Below are 13,963 nucleotides of genomic sequence, written 5' to 3'. Positions count from 1 at the left end.
GAGTCAGATCCCGCTTCGAGGCTTATCCGCGTGCGCAGCGGATCTCATCGAGGCGATGTCCCACCCGCTCGACGTCAGCCGGCAACGGCAACTGGTTGGTGACACGGGTGATTTCCACACCGATATCAACGGGGCTGATCGGCCAGAATTGGCGCCTCATGAGTTTGCTTGCAATGGCGGTTATCTCGTCGTCGCAAAGCCGCCGGCGGGCCAGGGCCGCCAGCGGCGCATATCCGGTCGTCGGCATGCCGGCGGGGTAGCCGGCCCGCACGAAAGCCACGATGCTCGACACCCAAAGGGCCAGGTCCATATTCCCACCTCGCTCACCGCCGCGGTGCAAAAGAACGGCAGTTCTTACGACTAGCAACGTACCATCGGCAACGCCATCAGCTGTGTAACGCCACACAGTTAAAACGCATTTTTTACCCGGTGGTGTTGTGCGCCCGGGCGGAGCGATCTTGGCCACGATCCTTCCCGCGCGGGCGCGCCGTAACGACGTTTGGCCGCAAGGCTTTCTAGGATTGCCGCGTGGTTGATCGCTATGGAACCGACGTCCTTGCCGCGGGCCGGCGCAAGCCCCGCTCGACCGAGCATCCAGCCGAACTGGGCCTCGTGGTCGAGGACGTGCAGACCGGCTACGTCGGTGCGGTGGTAAGGGTCGAGTACGGGCGGGTCGACCTGGAAGACCGGCGCGGGCACGTGCGCGGCTTCCCCTTGGGCCCTGGCTATTTGCTCGACGGCCGTCCGGTGATCCTCACCGCGCCGCGTCGTTCGGCGCCCGCAGCCGCCACCAGGACGGCGTCCGGTTCGGTTGCCGTGCCGGGGGCCCGGGCCCGGGTCGCCCGCGCCAGCCGGATCTACGTCGAGGGGCGACACGACGCCGAACTCATCGCGCAGGTGTGGGGCGAGGACCTGCGGATCGAGGGCGTCGTCGTCGAGCACCTCGGCGGCGTGGACGACCTGGTGGAGATCGTGGCGGAGTTCGCACCCGGTCCGGGGCGCCGGCTTGGTGTGCTCGTCGATCACCTGGTCACAGGTTCGAAGGAGGCCAGGATCGCCGACGCGGTGCGGCGAGGGCCGGGCGGCAGCGACACGCTGGTGGTCGGCCATCCCTATGTCGACATCTGGCAGGCCGTGAAACCCCAGCGCCTCGGCCTGGCGGCGTGGCCGGATGTGCCCCGGCACATCGAATGGAAGCACGGCGCATGCCGGGCGCTCGGCCTGCCCCACGCCGGCCAGGCGGACATCGCCAGGGCCTGGCGGCACATTCGGTCCCGGGTGCGCGACTGGAATGACCTCGAACCGGCGCTGATCAGCCGGGTCGAAGAACTCATCGACTTCGTGACGCAGCCGGCCTCGTGACGCAGCGGCCTTAGGCTAGGCTAAGCGCGGATCCCGACCCGCGGGACAGAAATCGGGCGTATGCAGGGCGTATTCGGCGTACTAATCGGCACCTTCCTCATCGGCCTCCGCGAAGGCCTCGAGGCGGCGCTCATCGTGAGCATCGTCGGCGCCTTCCTGAAACGAAACGGCCAGCCGATTCGGGCGATGTTTGCCGGCGTCGCCTCGGCGGTGCTGATCAGCGTCGCGGTCGGGGTGGGCCTGAATCTGTTCGCGACGAGCCTGCCGCAGACGCAGCAGGAGATGATGGAAACCGTCATCAATGTCATCGCCGTGGTGTTCGTGACCTCGATGATCATCTGGATGAACGGCAACGCCGCGCAGGTCAAGGGCGAGCTCGAGCGCGATGCCCGACAGGCGATCAACCGTGGCGGTGCGCTCGCCCTGGCCGCGATGGCCTTCCTCGCCGTACTCAAGGAGGGCTTCGAGACATCGGTGTTCTTGTTGGCGGCCGCCCAGACGTCGCATGGTAGCCGCTGGTTCGCCGTGCTGGGTGGGGCGCTGGGGATCGCGGCCGCGATCGCGATGGGTGTCGCGCTGTACTTCGGCGGATTGAAACTCAACATCGCCCGGTTCTTCCGGGTCACCGGGGTGTTCTTGGTGTTGATCGCGGCCGGGCTGGTGCTGGGGGCGCTGCGCACCGCCCACGAGGCCGGCTGGGTGAGCATCGGCCAGCAGCGGGTGCTCGACCTGTCCGTCTGGCTGCCCAGCAATTCGGTGCTCGGCGCGGTGATCGCCGGGATGTTCGGAATACCTGCCGACCCCCGACTCATCGAGGTGGTGGGCTGGCTGCTCTACGCCGTACCCGTGCTGGTCATCTTCCTGTGGCCCGCTCACCTTGCCGCCGCCCCGCACGCCCGGGGGCGCCTGTTGGCGGCCGCCTCGATGCTGCTGCTCCTCAGCGCCGCCGGATTGGTGGCGCTGGCGCCGGCCGGTGGCTCGTCCGGCGATGCACGGACCCGCACGGTCACCGACCGCTCCGGCCATACCGCCACGGTGTCGATGGTGAACGGGCCGCACGGACGCGAGCTGGCCGTCGGCCCGCAGGGCGCCTCGACCGTCCGCAACATCCGGCTCGTCCCGGCGGAGGACAAAATCGTGGACGGCCTGCCGGTGCAGGTATGGCAAGCTTCCGAGGCTGCCGGGGCCGACGGCGGCTCGGAAGTCACCCTGGATCAGTTGCTGCGCATGACCGGGGGCCGGCTGCCGGTCGGTCTCGCGGTTGGGCGCACTCCGGGGCCGTTCCAGGGCCAATGGTCAACAACCACCGTGTATACCGTCCTCGCGCAAGGCGATTCCGTGCTGAATGCGCAGGCAACGAGCAACCGCACGGCGGTTCTGACCGGCGGTGGTCTGACCGGGGCCAAGACCGTCAGTCTTGGCGGGCTGGCCACGGACTGGTCCACGTCCGGTACCGAAGACCGGTCGGCCGCCGCGCAAATCGCGGCAAGTCATCTCAACCGTGCGGAAGCGCAGCTGTGGAAGGTATGGCTTCCGCTGACACTGGGTGGTTTTGCTCTGGCCTGCCTTATTGGCGCCGTAGCCGCCGCGCGGCGCGGCGCGCCGACCGAACAGGAAAGGAAGACGGTTGACACCGAATCGAACCGCCCGAAGGTACGCGTCCTTTGAGATATGGTCGTTCGCAACGGCTTTGGCTGCGGTTGCGGTGTTCTCCACGACCGCATGCGGTCACTCGGATGGCAACTCGGGCCACGCCGAAGCGGGAAGGCCCGGCGCCCCGAACGCGGTGAAGGTCACTATGGCCAACAACGCGGGCAAAGACGGCTGCGCCCTGGACAACACCAGCGTGCCCGCCGGGCCGGTGACTTTCACGGTGGCCAACACGAATGCGCCCGGAATCAGCGAAGTCGAATTGCTCAGGGACCAGCGGATCGTCGGCGAGAAGGAAAACCTCGCGCCCGGCCTGGACCCGGTCTCGTTCACCGTCACCCTGGACGGCGGCGCTTATCAGCTCTACTGTCCGGGCGCGAGCACCGAATACCAAACCCTCACGGTCACGGGCAAAGCGCCGGCGGCGCCGACGGGCACCGTGGCCGGCATCCTCAGCCAGGGCACCAAGGACTATGCGGGATACATCGTCAGCCAGATCGGTCAACTCAACGATGCCGTGAAGGCACTCGACGCCGCCGTGCAGTCGGGCAACGTCGACGCCGCGAAGAGCGCTTACGCCAAAGCCCGTCTGTTCTGGGAGCGTTCGGAGTCCACCGTGGAGGGCTTCGTGTTGCCGGGCTTCGCGGTCGGCGACAATGCAGGCAACCTGGACTACCTCATCGATATGCGCGAGTCCACGCCGGTCGACGCCAAGGTCGGCTGGAAGGGCTTCCACGCCATCGAGCGCGACTTGTGGCAGGGTGGCGGGATCACCCCCGCGACCAAGGCTGTCAGCAGCGAATTGGTCGGCAACGTCGGCAAATTGACCGGCATCGTCGCCAACCTGCAGTACAAGCCCGAGGACTTGGCCAACGGGGCCAGCGACCTGATCGAAGAGATCCAGAACACCAAGATCACCGGCGAAGAGGAGGCCTTCAGCCACATCGATCTGGTCGACTTCTCGGGCAACGTGGAAGGCGCTCAGCAGGCGTACGCGTCGCTGCGGCCGGGCCTGGAGAAGATCGACGCAAATCTGGTGAACCAGATCGATCAGCAATTCCACACGGTGCTGGCCACTTTGGACGGATACCGTGACCCGTCCGCTCTCGGCGGCTTCCGGACTTACACCACTGCGCTGAAGGCCAGCGACGCGTCAAAACTCACCGCGGTCATCCAGCCGCTGCACCAGAGCCTGTCGACGGTCGCCCAAAAAGTCGTCTCGGCGGGCTGACCCGGTGACCGACGACACGACCGAACTCGACGAAGCCGCAGCGGTTTCACGCCGCCGGATGCTTGGCGGTGCCATGCTGGCCGGGCTAACCGGCACCGCCGTCGGCGCCACCGGTGGAGGCTTCGCGGGTTACGCGCTGGCGGCCGAACGCAACGGCGACGACGACAACGACAACGTCGACCTGCGGCGTAGCTATCCGTTCTACGGCGAGCTGCATCAAGGCGGAATCGCCACGCCGCCACAGCGTTACGCCATGTTCATGTCCTTCTCGCTGGCCGCCGGCGCAGGTCGCACCGAGCTGCAGACCCTGCTGGCGCGTTGGTCCGCGGCGGCCGCGATTTTGCAGCAGGGAAAGCCCGTCGGCACCGTGCAGCCCCAGGTCGAGGTGCAGCCGCCCGTTGATACCGGGGAGGCCTATGGACTGAGCCCGGCTAGTCTCACCGTCACCGTAGGGTTGGGACCGTCGCTGTTCGGCGATCGCTTCGGGCTGGCCCCACGGCGCCCCGCCCTGTTCATCGATCTGCCGCCGCTCAACGGGGACAACCTGGACCCCCGCCTGCGCGGGGGTGATCTGTCAGTGCAAGCCTGCGCCGACGACCCCCAGGTCTGCTACCACGCCGTGCGAAACCTGGCCCGCCTGGGCCGCAACATCGTCTCGCCGTCCTGGGCGGTGCTGGGATTCGGACGCGCATCGGCCGGCCCCGGCCAGCACACGCCGCGAAACCTCCTGGGCTTCAAGGACGGGACGCGCAACATCGCCACGGATGCGGAGTACGACCGGTTCGTCTGGGTCGAGGACAGCGACCAGCCGTGGATGAATGGCGGGACCTATCAAGTCGTGCGCAAGGTCCGGATGCTGCTCGAGACATGGGACGTCGACCGCATCGGGAATCAGCAGCGGATCTTCGGCCGCACCAAGGAGGAGGGTGCACCGCTGAGCGGCAAGGGCGAATTCGATACCCCCGACTTCACCGCCAAGGGCCCCGACGGCAACCCGCTGATCGACCCGATGTCTCACGTCGGCCTGGCCGCCCGGGAGAACAATGACGGCATCATGATCCGGCGCCGCTCCTACAACTACACCGACGGTCTCGACGCCAACGGCCAACTCAACGCCGGCCTGCTGTTCATCTCGTACCAAAAAGATCCGCAAGATTTTATTCGCCTGCAGAATCGGTTGGGCGCACACGACCTGCTCAACGAATACATCCGCCACATCGGTTCAGCAATCTTCGCGGTGCCGCCCGCGCCCGCCGAAGGCCACTACATCGGGCAAAGCCTTTTCAGCTAAGCAAATCTCCCCGAGCGCCGTCCGGCGTTGGACCGTGCCGCGTTTCGGCTGTGTGATGTTTCGTGTCGCCGGCGTAAATCAATCAAGCCCGCCGTCACGCAGCGGCCGTCGCAGAGCACTAACTCCGTGAAGCCGCAAAATCAGCGAAAACGGAGGAAGTCATATGACCGACGCGCTCGTCATCGACGCCGAAGGCCTCGACAAGCTGTCGTGTAACGCCCGGGCCAACCCGGAAACCGGCAGGAAGACTCTGAAAGCCAAGACGGTGTGCGAGGCCGGGTTCCGCAACATGACCTACGTGCGCGATCTGGCGCCGATGCTGGTGGGCGAGCCGCCCGCGCTGCTCGGCGACGACTCCGCGCCCAACCCCTCCGAGACCGCGCTGGCGGCGCTCGGTTCGTGCGTGTCGGTGGGCTTGCTGGCCAACGCGACCCACCGCGGGGTGACACTTACCAAGATCGAGGTCGAGATGGAGGGCGACATCGACATCTCCGCGGTGTGGGGAGTGGGTGACACGCCCGAGGGAAAACGGCTGGGCTTCAGCGCGGTCCGGTGCAAGGTGACGCTGGCCGGAGACGCCGACGACGCGACTCTGAGGGAGATCCACGACAACGCGATCGCCTGGTCGCCCGTGGTGAACACGTTCCGCAACCCGGTGAGCGTCGACTCGACTCTGTCCACCGAATAGGCATCGGGACGGGAAGCATTCGGTGGCAACAACATTGACCAAGACCGATCTTGGCGAGCTGATCAGGTTGGCCCGCGTCAAGCGGGGATTGAGCTGGGCGGAGATCGCCGAATCGATCGGCAAGGACCCGGTGTGGACCGTCGCCGCGCTACTCGGGCAGCATCCCCTCGCGGCCGGCGATGCGGCAACGGTCGCATCGCTTCTCGACCTCGACGACGAGGCGGCAACGGTCCTGCAAACGGTGCCGTACCGGGGTTCGGATGCGGCCACGGCGACGGATCCGACGATCTACCGGTTCCATGAGGCGCTGGCTGTCTACGGTCCGGCGATCAAGGAACTCATCCATGAAGAATTCGGTGACGGCATCATGAGCGCGATCAACTTTCAGATGAGCGTGCAACGGCGGCCGCACCCCGAAGGCGACAGGGTGGTCGTCACTTTCGACGGCAAGTTCCTCGACTACGCGTGGACACACTCGGCCCAGGAGGTATCGCGATGACGGCGACGATGAATTCGGCTGCCAGCCGTTTGAGTATCGAACTGTTGGAAGACATCCGGGCCCATGCCGGGGCGCTGGACCGCGGCGAGCATCCATCGCGTCGCAGTTTCACCGCACTGGGTGCCGCCGGTCTGCTCGGGCTCGGTGCACCCGCCAACGCCGACGGCAGGCTCCCCGAGATTGCAGAAGCGATCCGGTTGATCTCCGGAGAATGCATGAGCACCGGGTTCTCGTTGTGGGCCCATCGCATGGCTGTGGAGTATTTGCTCACGGCGGCAACGCCTTACGGTACGGCGGCGGCCCAGTCGCTTTATGCCGGGACCACGCTGGGGGTGACCGGCATGGCCTCGGCATTCAAGGAGGCGGCAGGCTGCGGAAGCCTGGAGTTGACGGCCACACCGGTCGAGGGGGGCTACCAGGTGTCCGGACCGATCAGGTGGGCCAGCAACCTCTACCCCGACTCGACCATGGTGACCGCGGTGCGTACCGACGCGGGGGAGCGGCTGATCGTGGCCTTGCCGCTGAACACCCCGGGCGTTGTGCTGGGCGATCACTTCGACCTGCTGGCAATGGGTAGCACCGCCTCGTCGTACCTGAACCTGACGGGCGCCTACGTCTCCGCGGAGCAGGTGTTGTCGCGTGACTTCGACGACTTCCTGCAGGCGGTCCGCCCGACGTTCCTCGTCTTGCAGTCGGCGATGTGCCTGGGACTTACCGCGACTACCGTGAGTCAGGCCAAAACCGGTCTCAGCGGGGTGAACTCGGTGTTCAGCGCTCAAGTCGAGCACGTGGCGGAAAAGCTCGCCAGTGCGGAAGCGACGCTGGCGGAACTTGCGACGGCGGTGGGCGGTGACGAGTCGCCCACCAAGAGGGAGCTGTTGTCGCTGCGGCTCGCCGCGGCCGAACTGTCCAGCGCCGGTGCGGATCTCGAAATCCGCACCGCTGGCGGCAAGGGTTACGCGAGCAGGACATCGGCCAGCCGTCGCTACCGCGAGGCGGCGTTCATCCCGGTCCAATCGCCGTCCGAAGGGCAGCTCCGCTGGGAATTGGCCGCATGCGCTTGAGTTCGAGACGATGGTGACCCCGGTGGCGGTGCCGCCGGGCGGCACCGAATCGCAACGCGTGGTCGGCGGTATTCCGCTGGCGAATCTGGTGCGCGACTTTCATCGGCCGATGGTCAATTTCGCCCGCACCATGGTGGATTCGGCGACGGTGGCCGAAGAGGCCGTGCAAGAGGCGTGGGTCCAGGTCCTGCAGTCAGCGGATTCGTTCGAGGGACGTTCCTCGGTCGGCACCTGGCTGTTCGGGATCGTGAAGAACACCGCGTCGCGGCACCGGCGCCGCGAATCCCGCATCCGCGACCACGAGGTGCTGTCCGCGGATGACTTCGACCCGCTGGTGAGCCGCATGCATCCGGCCGGCCATCCCGATGCGGGGCACTGGAGTATCCCGCCGTCGCAGCGCTTCCTGCCGGAGGACCACACCGTCGAGAACGAGCTCATCGGGTATGTCCGTGCGGCGTTGGACGCGCTGCCCGAGCGGCAACGGCAGCTGGTCATCCTGCGCGACATCGTCGGTACGACGGCCGAAGAGGCGGCCGAAATCCTCGAACTGACCGCCGAGGGGCAGCGCGCGCTGCTCTACCGCGCCCGGGGAAATCTTCGCAACGAATTGGAAAAGCGGTATCGCCGATGACCATCCACGACAACGCGGTCCCCGCCATCGACTGCGTCGACTTCGTCCGCCTCGTCGACGAACTCGTCGACTCCGATCCACGGCGGTGGGGACCGATCGTCGCCAAGCACCTCGACGAGTGCCCCCCGTGCCTGGTCTACCTGCAACAGATGCTCGACCTCAAGATTCTGCTCAACCACGTCTTCGATGGGGAGAGGCTCAGCGAGGAGCACGTCACCGGGGTCATCAACGCGATCAACGCTTTACGGAAAGGCGAACACCGATGACGATCAACGCGCAAGCGCCACAATTGGGAGGCGCGGCGCCGGCGGCGCCCGCATTCGCCGACTTCCCCGCCGGCGTCACGCCTAACACCGTCGCCGACGACCCGTTCGAGCCGCTCAGCGTCGGTGCCATGGTGGACCGGGTGGCCGCCATGGCCGTGGAAAAGGCAACGCACCCGTGGGCGTTTCTGATGCGCTCGCTGGTCGGCGGTGTGATGGTCGCGTTCGGCGCGCTGCTGGCGTTGATGGTGAGCACCGGAGTCAGGACCCCAGGCATCGCAAGCCTGTTGATGGGCCTGGCATTCGGCATGTCGTTCGTCCTCATCCTGGTGTCCGGCATGTCGCTGATCACCGCCGACATGGCCGCGGGATTCCTAGCCGTCCTCAACCGCACCATGAGCGTCGGCGGCTACGCGCTGCTGGTTACCGTCGGCCTGATCGGCAACGTCTTGGGCGCGCTGGTGTTCGTCACGGTGTGCGGGGCCGCGGGAGGCCCATACCTTGGCGCCTTCGCCGAGCGGGCGGCTGCCGTCGGCGCGCAGAAGGCCGGCCAGCCGTTCTGGACCGCCCTGCTGCTCGCCGTGGTGTGCACCTGGTTTCTGCAGACGTCGATGTGCATGTTCTTCAAGGCCCGCAGCGACGTCGCCCGCATGACGTTCGCGTTCTACGGACCGTTCGCATTCGTCATCGGCGGCACGCAGCACGTGATCGCCAACGTCGGCTTCCTCGGTCTTCCCCTGTTGCTCAACTTGTTTCACCCGGCCGCGCCCCGCTGCGGGATCGGTTGGGCATTCGGCCAACACGGCCTGCTCACCAACCTCGGCATCACCACCGTGGGTAATTTGATCGGCGGCACGCTGTTCGTGGCGTTACCGTTCTGGGTCGTCGCGCGGCTGCAACGGCATCGCGCCTAGCCGGCGAGTGGCCGTGGCGTTACGGCGGTCTTAACGAGTGCCGCGGAAGCCCTCCGTCCCGTTGGTTAGGGACTTAAGCCTCACGACCGACGACCCCTCGGGTTTATAGCGTCGCTGGTGATGGAGGGAGAACGAAATGTCCGGACCTGATCAACTGCGCGGCGTCGTCGTCGCGGTGGACGGCTCGCAGGCATCCAACGCCGCTGCGATTTGGGCCGCCCACGAAGCGGCGATGCGCAAAATTCCGCTGACCGTCGTCCACGCGGTGACGACCCCGACCGCCACCTGGCCGCCGGTCCCATACCCCGAGTCTCTAGCGGTGCGGCTGGAAGACGAGGGCAAGAAGGCCATCATGCACGCGATCAAGCTCGCCGAAGAGGCGCTGCCGGCGAACCGACAGGTCACCATCCAGCGGGAACTCGTGTATTCCAGCCCGGCACTGGCCCTGATCAACATGTCCGGCGAGGCAGACATGATCGTTGTGGGCACGGCGGGACGAGGATTGCTGGCCCGGAGCGTGCTCGGTTCGGTCAGCGCGACCGTGGTGCGGCATGCCCATTGCCCGGTCGCGGTCATCCATGGTGACGAGATGCCGGACATGCGCAACGCTCCCGTCGTCGTGGGAGTCGACGGCTCGCCGGCTTCCGAGCTCGCGATCGAAATCGCCTTCGACGAAGCCTCCCGTCGCGGTGTCGAGCTGACGGCCGTGCACGCATGGAGCGACATCACGATAAGCGAACTCCCGGAAGCGGATTGGTCGTCGCTGGAAGCGGAGGCGCACCGCAATTTGGCCGAGAACCTAGCGGGTTGGCAGGAACGCTACCCCGATGTGACGGTGCAGCGATTGGTCGTACGTGACGAGCCGGCCCGGCAGCTCGCCGACAAGTCCGAAACCGCCCAGCTCCTGGTCGTGGGTAGTCACGGTCGCGGCGGTCTGACCGGCGTGCTGTTGGGATCGGTCAGCAACGCGGTCCTGCATTCGGTGCGGACGCCGGTGATCGTCGCGCGCCCGGGGGCTTCCGCCTGAACTGCGGCGGAGCAAAGGATTGTTGCCGTCCAGGCACAGAGGGCGGCAACGTCGCGTCCGGCGTGCGCCACCGTGCGGTCGGGGCGAACCAGTGCGGCGGTGGCACGGCCTCGTTCTAGCCATGCCTCCAGCGGGCTGCCGGCTTCGGTGACCAGCACGGCGACGTCGCGCTGCCGCAGCGCCGCCTCGTCGGCCGCACCGGGGCGGGCGGTGCTGATCAACGCGAAACCGGCACCGAGCACGTCGTCCAGGCGTTGACCGTCGCGTAGCGCCGGATTCGGGCAGAGCGTGCCGGCGAGCCGGTGCCGTCGGAGGGGTCGGCGTATCAACGCGGAACGCCGCAGCGCAGGCGTTCTCGAATCGACGACCTTCTCCCGCAGGCCGGGGATGAGCCGCAGCCGTGGCAACACCGCCCGGCGCGCCGCGTCACCCGGGCGGCCGCCGCCGGTCATGGCCCAGCCGACGCTCAGCGCCAGGCGAATCATGGATCGGGTATGCGGTTTGCGTTCCCGCTCATAGGTTTCCAGAACACTCGGCGCCAGGGCGCCGTGGTGGACTCCGGCGATCTTCCACGCGAGGTTGGCCGCGTCTCGCAGTCCCGCTCCCATACCCTGGCCGATGAACGGGGGAGTTAGGTGTGCCGCGTCGCCGAGGATGAAGACGTTGCCTCGACGCCAGCGGTCGGCGATCTGCGCGCGAAAGGTGTACTCGGCGACCCGCAACAGCGTCAGTTCGCCGACGGGTACGGTGCTCGTCCATGGCTCGATCAGGGGCCGCAATCGGTCCAGGCTGCCGAAGTCGTTGGCGGTTTCGCCGGCCAGCAATTGGAATTCCCACCGGTAGCGGGACGGCCCGATGCGCATGTAGGTCCCCGCGCGACCCGGGTCGCACACCTGGTGGACCCCATCCCACTGGCGCAGATCCGCATCGCTGGCGATGTCGACCACCAGCCAGCGCTGTTGAAAGTTCAAGTCGCTCATGGCCGAGCCGATCCGGCTGCGCACCATGCTGTTGGCGCCGTCGCAGCCCAGCAGGTAGTCGGCGTCGACCTGATGAACGCGGCCATCGGAGCGGTCGGTGAAGGTGACCCGCACGCGTGTTCCGTCCGACACGATGTCGGTGACTTCGGCGTTCCCCCGCAGCTGGGCGTTGGGGTGGCGTTCGAGATTGGCCCGCAGCAGGGCCTCCAACTCCGGCTGGTCGAACATGTTGGCCTGTGGGTAGCCGTGCACACTGCGTTCGGGATCGCGGTTGAACTCGGCCAGCGTGCGAAACCGGTTGTCTACCAGCCGCAGGCCCAGCGTCGGCCGCGATATCGCCGCGAATTGTTCGGCGATGCCGAGGCGGGCGATGATGCGATAGATCTCATCGTCCAGGTGCACGGCGCGCGGCTGAGCGTACACGCCCGGCCAGCGGTCGAGCACCAGGCAGTCCACGCCGTACCGCGCCAACAACGTGGCGGTGGTGACACCGGTCGGTCCGGCGCCGACGATGACGACGGGGAGCCGGCGGGTGGACGGGGTGGTCACGCGAATCGGACTGTGGTGCGCTGTGTTCCGAGATCGATGGCCCCGTCGTCGGTGGTCACCGACGCCTCGACGACGTCGCCGTCATGCAGGTAATTCTGGTTGGCGGCCTGGCGCGAGAAGAACATCTTCCATTTCAGGGCGGGCGGCAACAGGTTTCCGATGAGCTGCACGGGCTTCGGTGGTGCACTCAGCGCGGTGCCGGCCGGGGTACCGGTGAGCACCAGGTCCCCGGGGGCGAGTTCCTGGAACTGGGTGAGTGACTGCAACGCCTCCAGTGGCCGATACAACATGTCGCCCTCGACGAGGGCGTTTTGCCGTTCCTGGCCATTGACACTCAGGCGCAGGCGCAGATCGCCGAAGCGCTTGAGTTCATTGGCGTTCAGTAGCACCAGCTCTGGGCCGACCGGTGTGAACGTCGGATACGACTTGGCCTCGTAGAACTGGGTTTGCGGAAGTTGGATGTCACGCGCGGAGACGTCGTTCGTGACGACCAGCCCGGCGATGAAATCGCCCAGGTTGTCGTCGGTGATGGTGGTGCCGATCGCAATCGCGCGGCCGATGACCAGGCCGACCTCCACCTCGTAGTCGAGCAGCCTGACGTGCTGCGGTTTGACGATGTCATCGAACGGCCCGTTGATGGACGCGGATGCCTTGCGGAAGAACGTGAGCGGGACCGAGGCCGGATCCATGCCCGCGTCCCTGACATGCGACTCGAAGTTGGTCATTTGGGCGATGACTCGGCACGGCCGGGTCACCGGTGAGATCAAGCTGAGGGTGTCGACGGCGACGGTCTCGGTGTGGTTGGCCGCTCTTTCGATGGCGGCCCGGTCGGCCAGCAGCGCTGCGGTGCTGGTGGCCGCGGTGTCGATTTTGACCGCGCCGTTGACGGTCTTAAGCCACCAGGAGTCGGCGGTGTGCAGGACGGGAAGGGTCATGAGGTGGGAACTTTCAGTAGGCCAACCAGGCGGCTGACATCGAATTCGTTGTCCGCGCGGAGCGCTGTGATAAACGAAACCAATTCTCGCCGAGCAGATTTCGCATCGGTTCCGAGGAAGTCCTTGGTAGCCGGTGGGCCCCACTGGGCCAGCCCGGATGCGGTGAAGGGCGCCCAGCCCGGGTCCAGCGTGTTGTCGAACACGTCGCCATCGGTGAAGTGCTCGAACAGATAACCATCGGGATCCCGCCAGTAGTCGAAGATCTGGCTGCCCTGAATGTGCCTGCCGATTCCCCAGGACCGCGAGTAACCCCGCGCGCCAAGGTATTCGCCGCCGGCGGCCAGCGCGTCGAGGTCGCTTACCTGATACGCCGAGTGGACGTAGCGGTTGGCCGGACCCAGGGCCATGGCCAGGGTGTGATGGTCGGCCGGTGCCGAGCCACGGTCGCACCGGATGAAACTCATGGTCGGGCCTCGGTCGCGTTGGCCGGGGAAGTACAGGAAATCGCTCACGATCATGCCCAGGTTGTCCAGATACCAGTTCAGCGTTTCGAGATACTTGGTCGACTGCACCACCAGGTGGCCCAGGCGTTGCACCCGCGCGGGCTCTCGGGGCGGACGCTGGCCGGTGTTGACGCGCCGCATGTCGTTTCCGAAATTGAAGGCGGGGGGTCGTTGGCCCGGTAGTTCCGGGAGTTGATGCAATCCGGCGACGACGCGGACCGGCATGCCACTGGGGTCGATCAAGTCGACCGATACCCCGCCGATGGTTTCCGGCAGCGGCCGCACCGATGCGCCTACGGAGTCCGCCAACCGGAGCACGTCGCCCTGGTCGGGGGCCCGGACGAACTGCACTTACGCGGAACGTGGGCGGGAGGGC

General features: G+C 66.6%; 14 protein-coding genes and 1 pseudogene. 11 read left to right on the top strand and 4 right to left on the bottom strand.

Annotation, left to right across the window (positions count from 1 at the left end; translation table 11 throughout):
- Positions 1-22 precede the first annotated feature (22 nt).
- Positions 23-310, bottom strand: coding sequence for a DUF3349 domain-containing protein (locus A5709_RS03005; protein WP_067948890.1), 288 nt, complete (start codon positions 308-310; stop codon positions 23-25).
- Positions 311-528: 218 nt separating this feature from the next.
- On the opposite strand from A5709_RS03005, the gene A5709_RS03000 reads away from it, so the two are divergent.
- The 11 genes from A5709_RS03000 (at position 529) to A5709_RS27160 (ending at position 10,620) form a co-directional block, all read left to right on the top strand.
- Positions 529-1,362 carry a DUF3097 domain-containing protein gene (locus A5709_RS03000; RefSeq protein ID WP_068011988.1) on the top strand — a complete coding sequence of 278 codons (834 nt, stop codon included), beginning with the start codon at positions 529-531 and terminating at the stop codon, positions 1,360-1,362.
- A 60-nt stretch (positions 1,363-1,422) separates the two neighbouring features.
- Positions 1,423-3,030 carry an iron uptake transporter permease EfeU gene (gene efeU / locus A5709_RS02995; RefSeq protein WP_068117882.1) on the top strand — a complete coding sequence of 536 codons (1,608 nt, stop codon included), beginning with the start codon at positions 1,423-1,425 and terminating at the stop codon, positions 3,028-3,030.
- A 37-nt stretch (positions 3,031-3,067) separates the two neighbouring features.
- On the top strand, positions 3,068-4,243 hold the full coding sequence (gene efeO, locus A5709_RS02990; protein WP_197520063.1) for an iron uptake system protein EfeO: 1,176 nt from the start codon (positions 3,068-3,070) through the stop codon (positions 4,241-4,243).
- A 4-nt stretch (positions 4,244-4,247) separates the two neighbouring features.
- Positions 4,248-5,534 carry an iron uptake transporter deferrochelatase/peroxidase subunit gene (gene efeB, locus A5709_RS02985; protein WP_068117879.1) on the top strand — a complete coding sequence of 429 codons (1,287 nt, stop codon included), beginning with the start codon at positions 4,248-4,250 and terminating at the stop codon, positions 5,532-5,534.
- A gap of 163 nt (positions 5,535-5,697) precedes the next feature.
- Positions 5,698-6,222 (top strand): OsmC family protein, encoded by a 525-nt coding sequence (locus A5709_RS02980; RefSeq protein WP_068011990.1) that lies wholly within the window; start codon positions 5,698-5,700, stop codon positions 6,220-6,222.
- A gap of 22 nt (positions 6,223-6,244) precedes the next feature.
- A complete protein-coding gene (gene cynS, locus A5709_RS02975; RefSeq protein WP_067948900.1) occupies positions 6,245-6,721 on the top strand; it encodes a cyanase in 477 nt (158 codons plus the stop codon).
- On the top strand, positions 6,718-7,785 hold the full coding sequence (locus tag A5709_RS02970; protein ID WP_068117877.1) for an acyl-CoA dehydrogenase family protein: 1,068 nt from the start codon (positions 6,718-6,720) through the stop codon (positions 7,783-7,785). The genes cynS and A5709_RS02970 overlap by 4 nt, the downstream gene beginning before the upstream one ends.
- A 10-nt stretch (positions 7,786-7,795) precedes the next feature.
- Positions 7,796-8,416 carry an RNA polymerase sigma factor gene (locus A5709_RS02965; protein ID WP_068117874.1) on the top strand — a complete coding sequence of 207 codons (621 nt, stop codon included), beginning with the start codon at positions 7,796-7,798 and terminating at the stop codon, positions 8,414-8,416.
- On the top strand, positions 8,413-8,682 hold the full coding sequence (locus A5709_RS02960) for a hypothetical protein (RefSeq protein ID WP_068117871.1): 270 nt from the start codon (positions 8,413-8,415) through the stop codon (positions 8,680-8,682). Before A5709_RS02965 ends, A5709_RS02960 begins: the two co-directional genes overlap by 4 nt.
- Entirely contained in the window at positions 8,679-9,593 is a 915-nt protein-coding gene (locus tag A5709_RS02955; RefSeq protein WP_068117867.1) for a formate/nitrite transporter family protein, read from the top strand. The genes A5709_RS02960 and A5709_RS02955 overlap by 4 nt, the downstream gene beginning before the upstream one ends.
- A gap of 136 nt (positions 9,594-9,729) precedes the next feature.
- Positions 9,730-10,620: a universal stress protein gene (locus A5709_RS27160; protein WP_082973756.1), complete on the top strand. Its 891-nt coding sequence runs from the start codon at positions 9,730-9,732 to the stop codon at positions 10,618-10,620.
- Here A5709_RS27160 and A5709_RS02945 read toward each other — a convergent pair.
- From A5709_RS02945 to A5709_RS02935, 3 genes and pseudogenes are all read right to left on the bottom strand, one after another.
- The gene (locus A5709_RS02945) at positions 10,512-12,149 is read right to left on the bottom strand and encodes a bifunctional 3-(3-hydroxy-phenyl)propionate/3-hydroxycinnamic acid hydroxylase (RefSeq protein ID WP_068117860.1); all 1,638 of its coding nucleotides are present in this window, start codon (positions 12,147-12,149) and stop codon (positions 10,512-10,514) included. The genes A5709_RS27160 and A5709_RS02945 overlap by 109 nt on opposite strands.
- The gene (locus tag A5709_RS02940) at positions 12,146-13,084 is read right to left on the bottom strand and encodes a fumarylacetoacetate hydrolase family protein (protein WP_068117857.1); all 939 of its coding nucleotides are present in this window, start codon (positions 13,082-13,084) and stop codon (positions 12,146-12,148) included. The genes A5709_RS02945 and A5709_RS02940 overlap by 4 nt, the downstream gene beginning before the upstream one ends.
- Positions 13,081-13,923: pseudogene (locus A5709_RS02935) on the bottom strand (VOC family protein); the annotation flags it as partial. The pseudogene A5709_RS02935 and the gene A5709_RS02940, both read right to left, overlap by 4 nt.
- Positions 13,924-13,963: the final 40 nt, after the last annotated feature.

The sequence above is a fragment of the Mycobacterium sp. E1386 genome (genome assembly GCF_001672745.1).
Classification (GTDB): Bacteria; Actinomycetota; Actinomycetes; order Mycobacteriales; family Mycobacteriaceae; genus Mycobacterium.
The sequence above is the reverse complement of the archived record's forward strand: the minus strand, read 5'-3'. Positions and strand labels throughout refer to the sequence as shown.

What these genes read in the sequence shown, in the direction of transcription:
- A5709_RS03005 (WP_067948890.1), bottom strand. Translation starts at nt 310, where the DNA reads ATGGACCTGGCCCTTTGGGTGTCGAGCATCGTGGCTTTCGTGCGGGCC.
- efeU (WP_068117882.1), top strand. Translation starts at nt 1,423, where the DNA reads ATGCAGGGCGTATTCGGCGTACTAATCGGCACCTTCCTCATCGGCCTC.
- A5709_RS02980 (WP_068011990.1), top strand. Translation starts at nt 5,698, where the DNA reads ATGACCGACGCGCTCGTCATCGACGCCGAAGGCCTCGACAAGCTGTCG.
- A5709_RS02970 (WP_068117877.1), top strand. Translation starts at nt 6,718, where the DNA reads ATGACGGCGACGATGAATTCGGCTGCCAGCCGTTTGAGTATCGAACTG.
- A5709_RS02965 (WP_068117874.1), top strand. Translation starts at nt 7,796, where the DNA reads ATGGTGACCCCGGTGGCGGTGCCGCCGGGCGGCACCGAATCGCAACGC.
- A5709_RS02960 (WP_068117871.1), top strand. Translation starts at nt 8,413, where the DNA reads ATGACCATCCACGACAACGCGGTCCCCGCCATCGACTGCGTCGACTTC.
- A5709_RS02955 (WP_068117867.1), top strand. Translation starts at nt 8,679, where the DNA reads ATGACGATCAACGCGCAAGCGCCACAATTGGGAGGCGCGGCGCCGGCG.
- A5709_RS27160 (WP_082973756.1), top strand. Translation starts at nt 9,730, where the DNA reads ATGTCCGGACCTGATCAACTGCGCGGCGTCGTCGTCGCGGTGGACGGC.
- A5709_RS02940 (WP_068117857.1), bottom strand. Translation starts at nt 13,084, where the DNA reads ATGACCCTTCCCGTCCTGCACACCGCCGACTCCTGGTGGCTTAAGACC.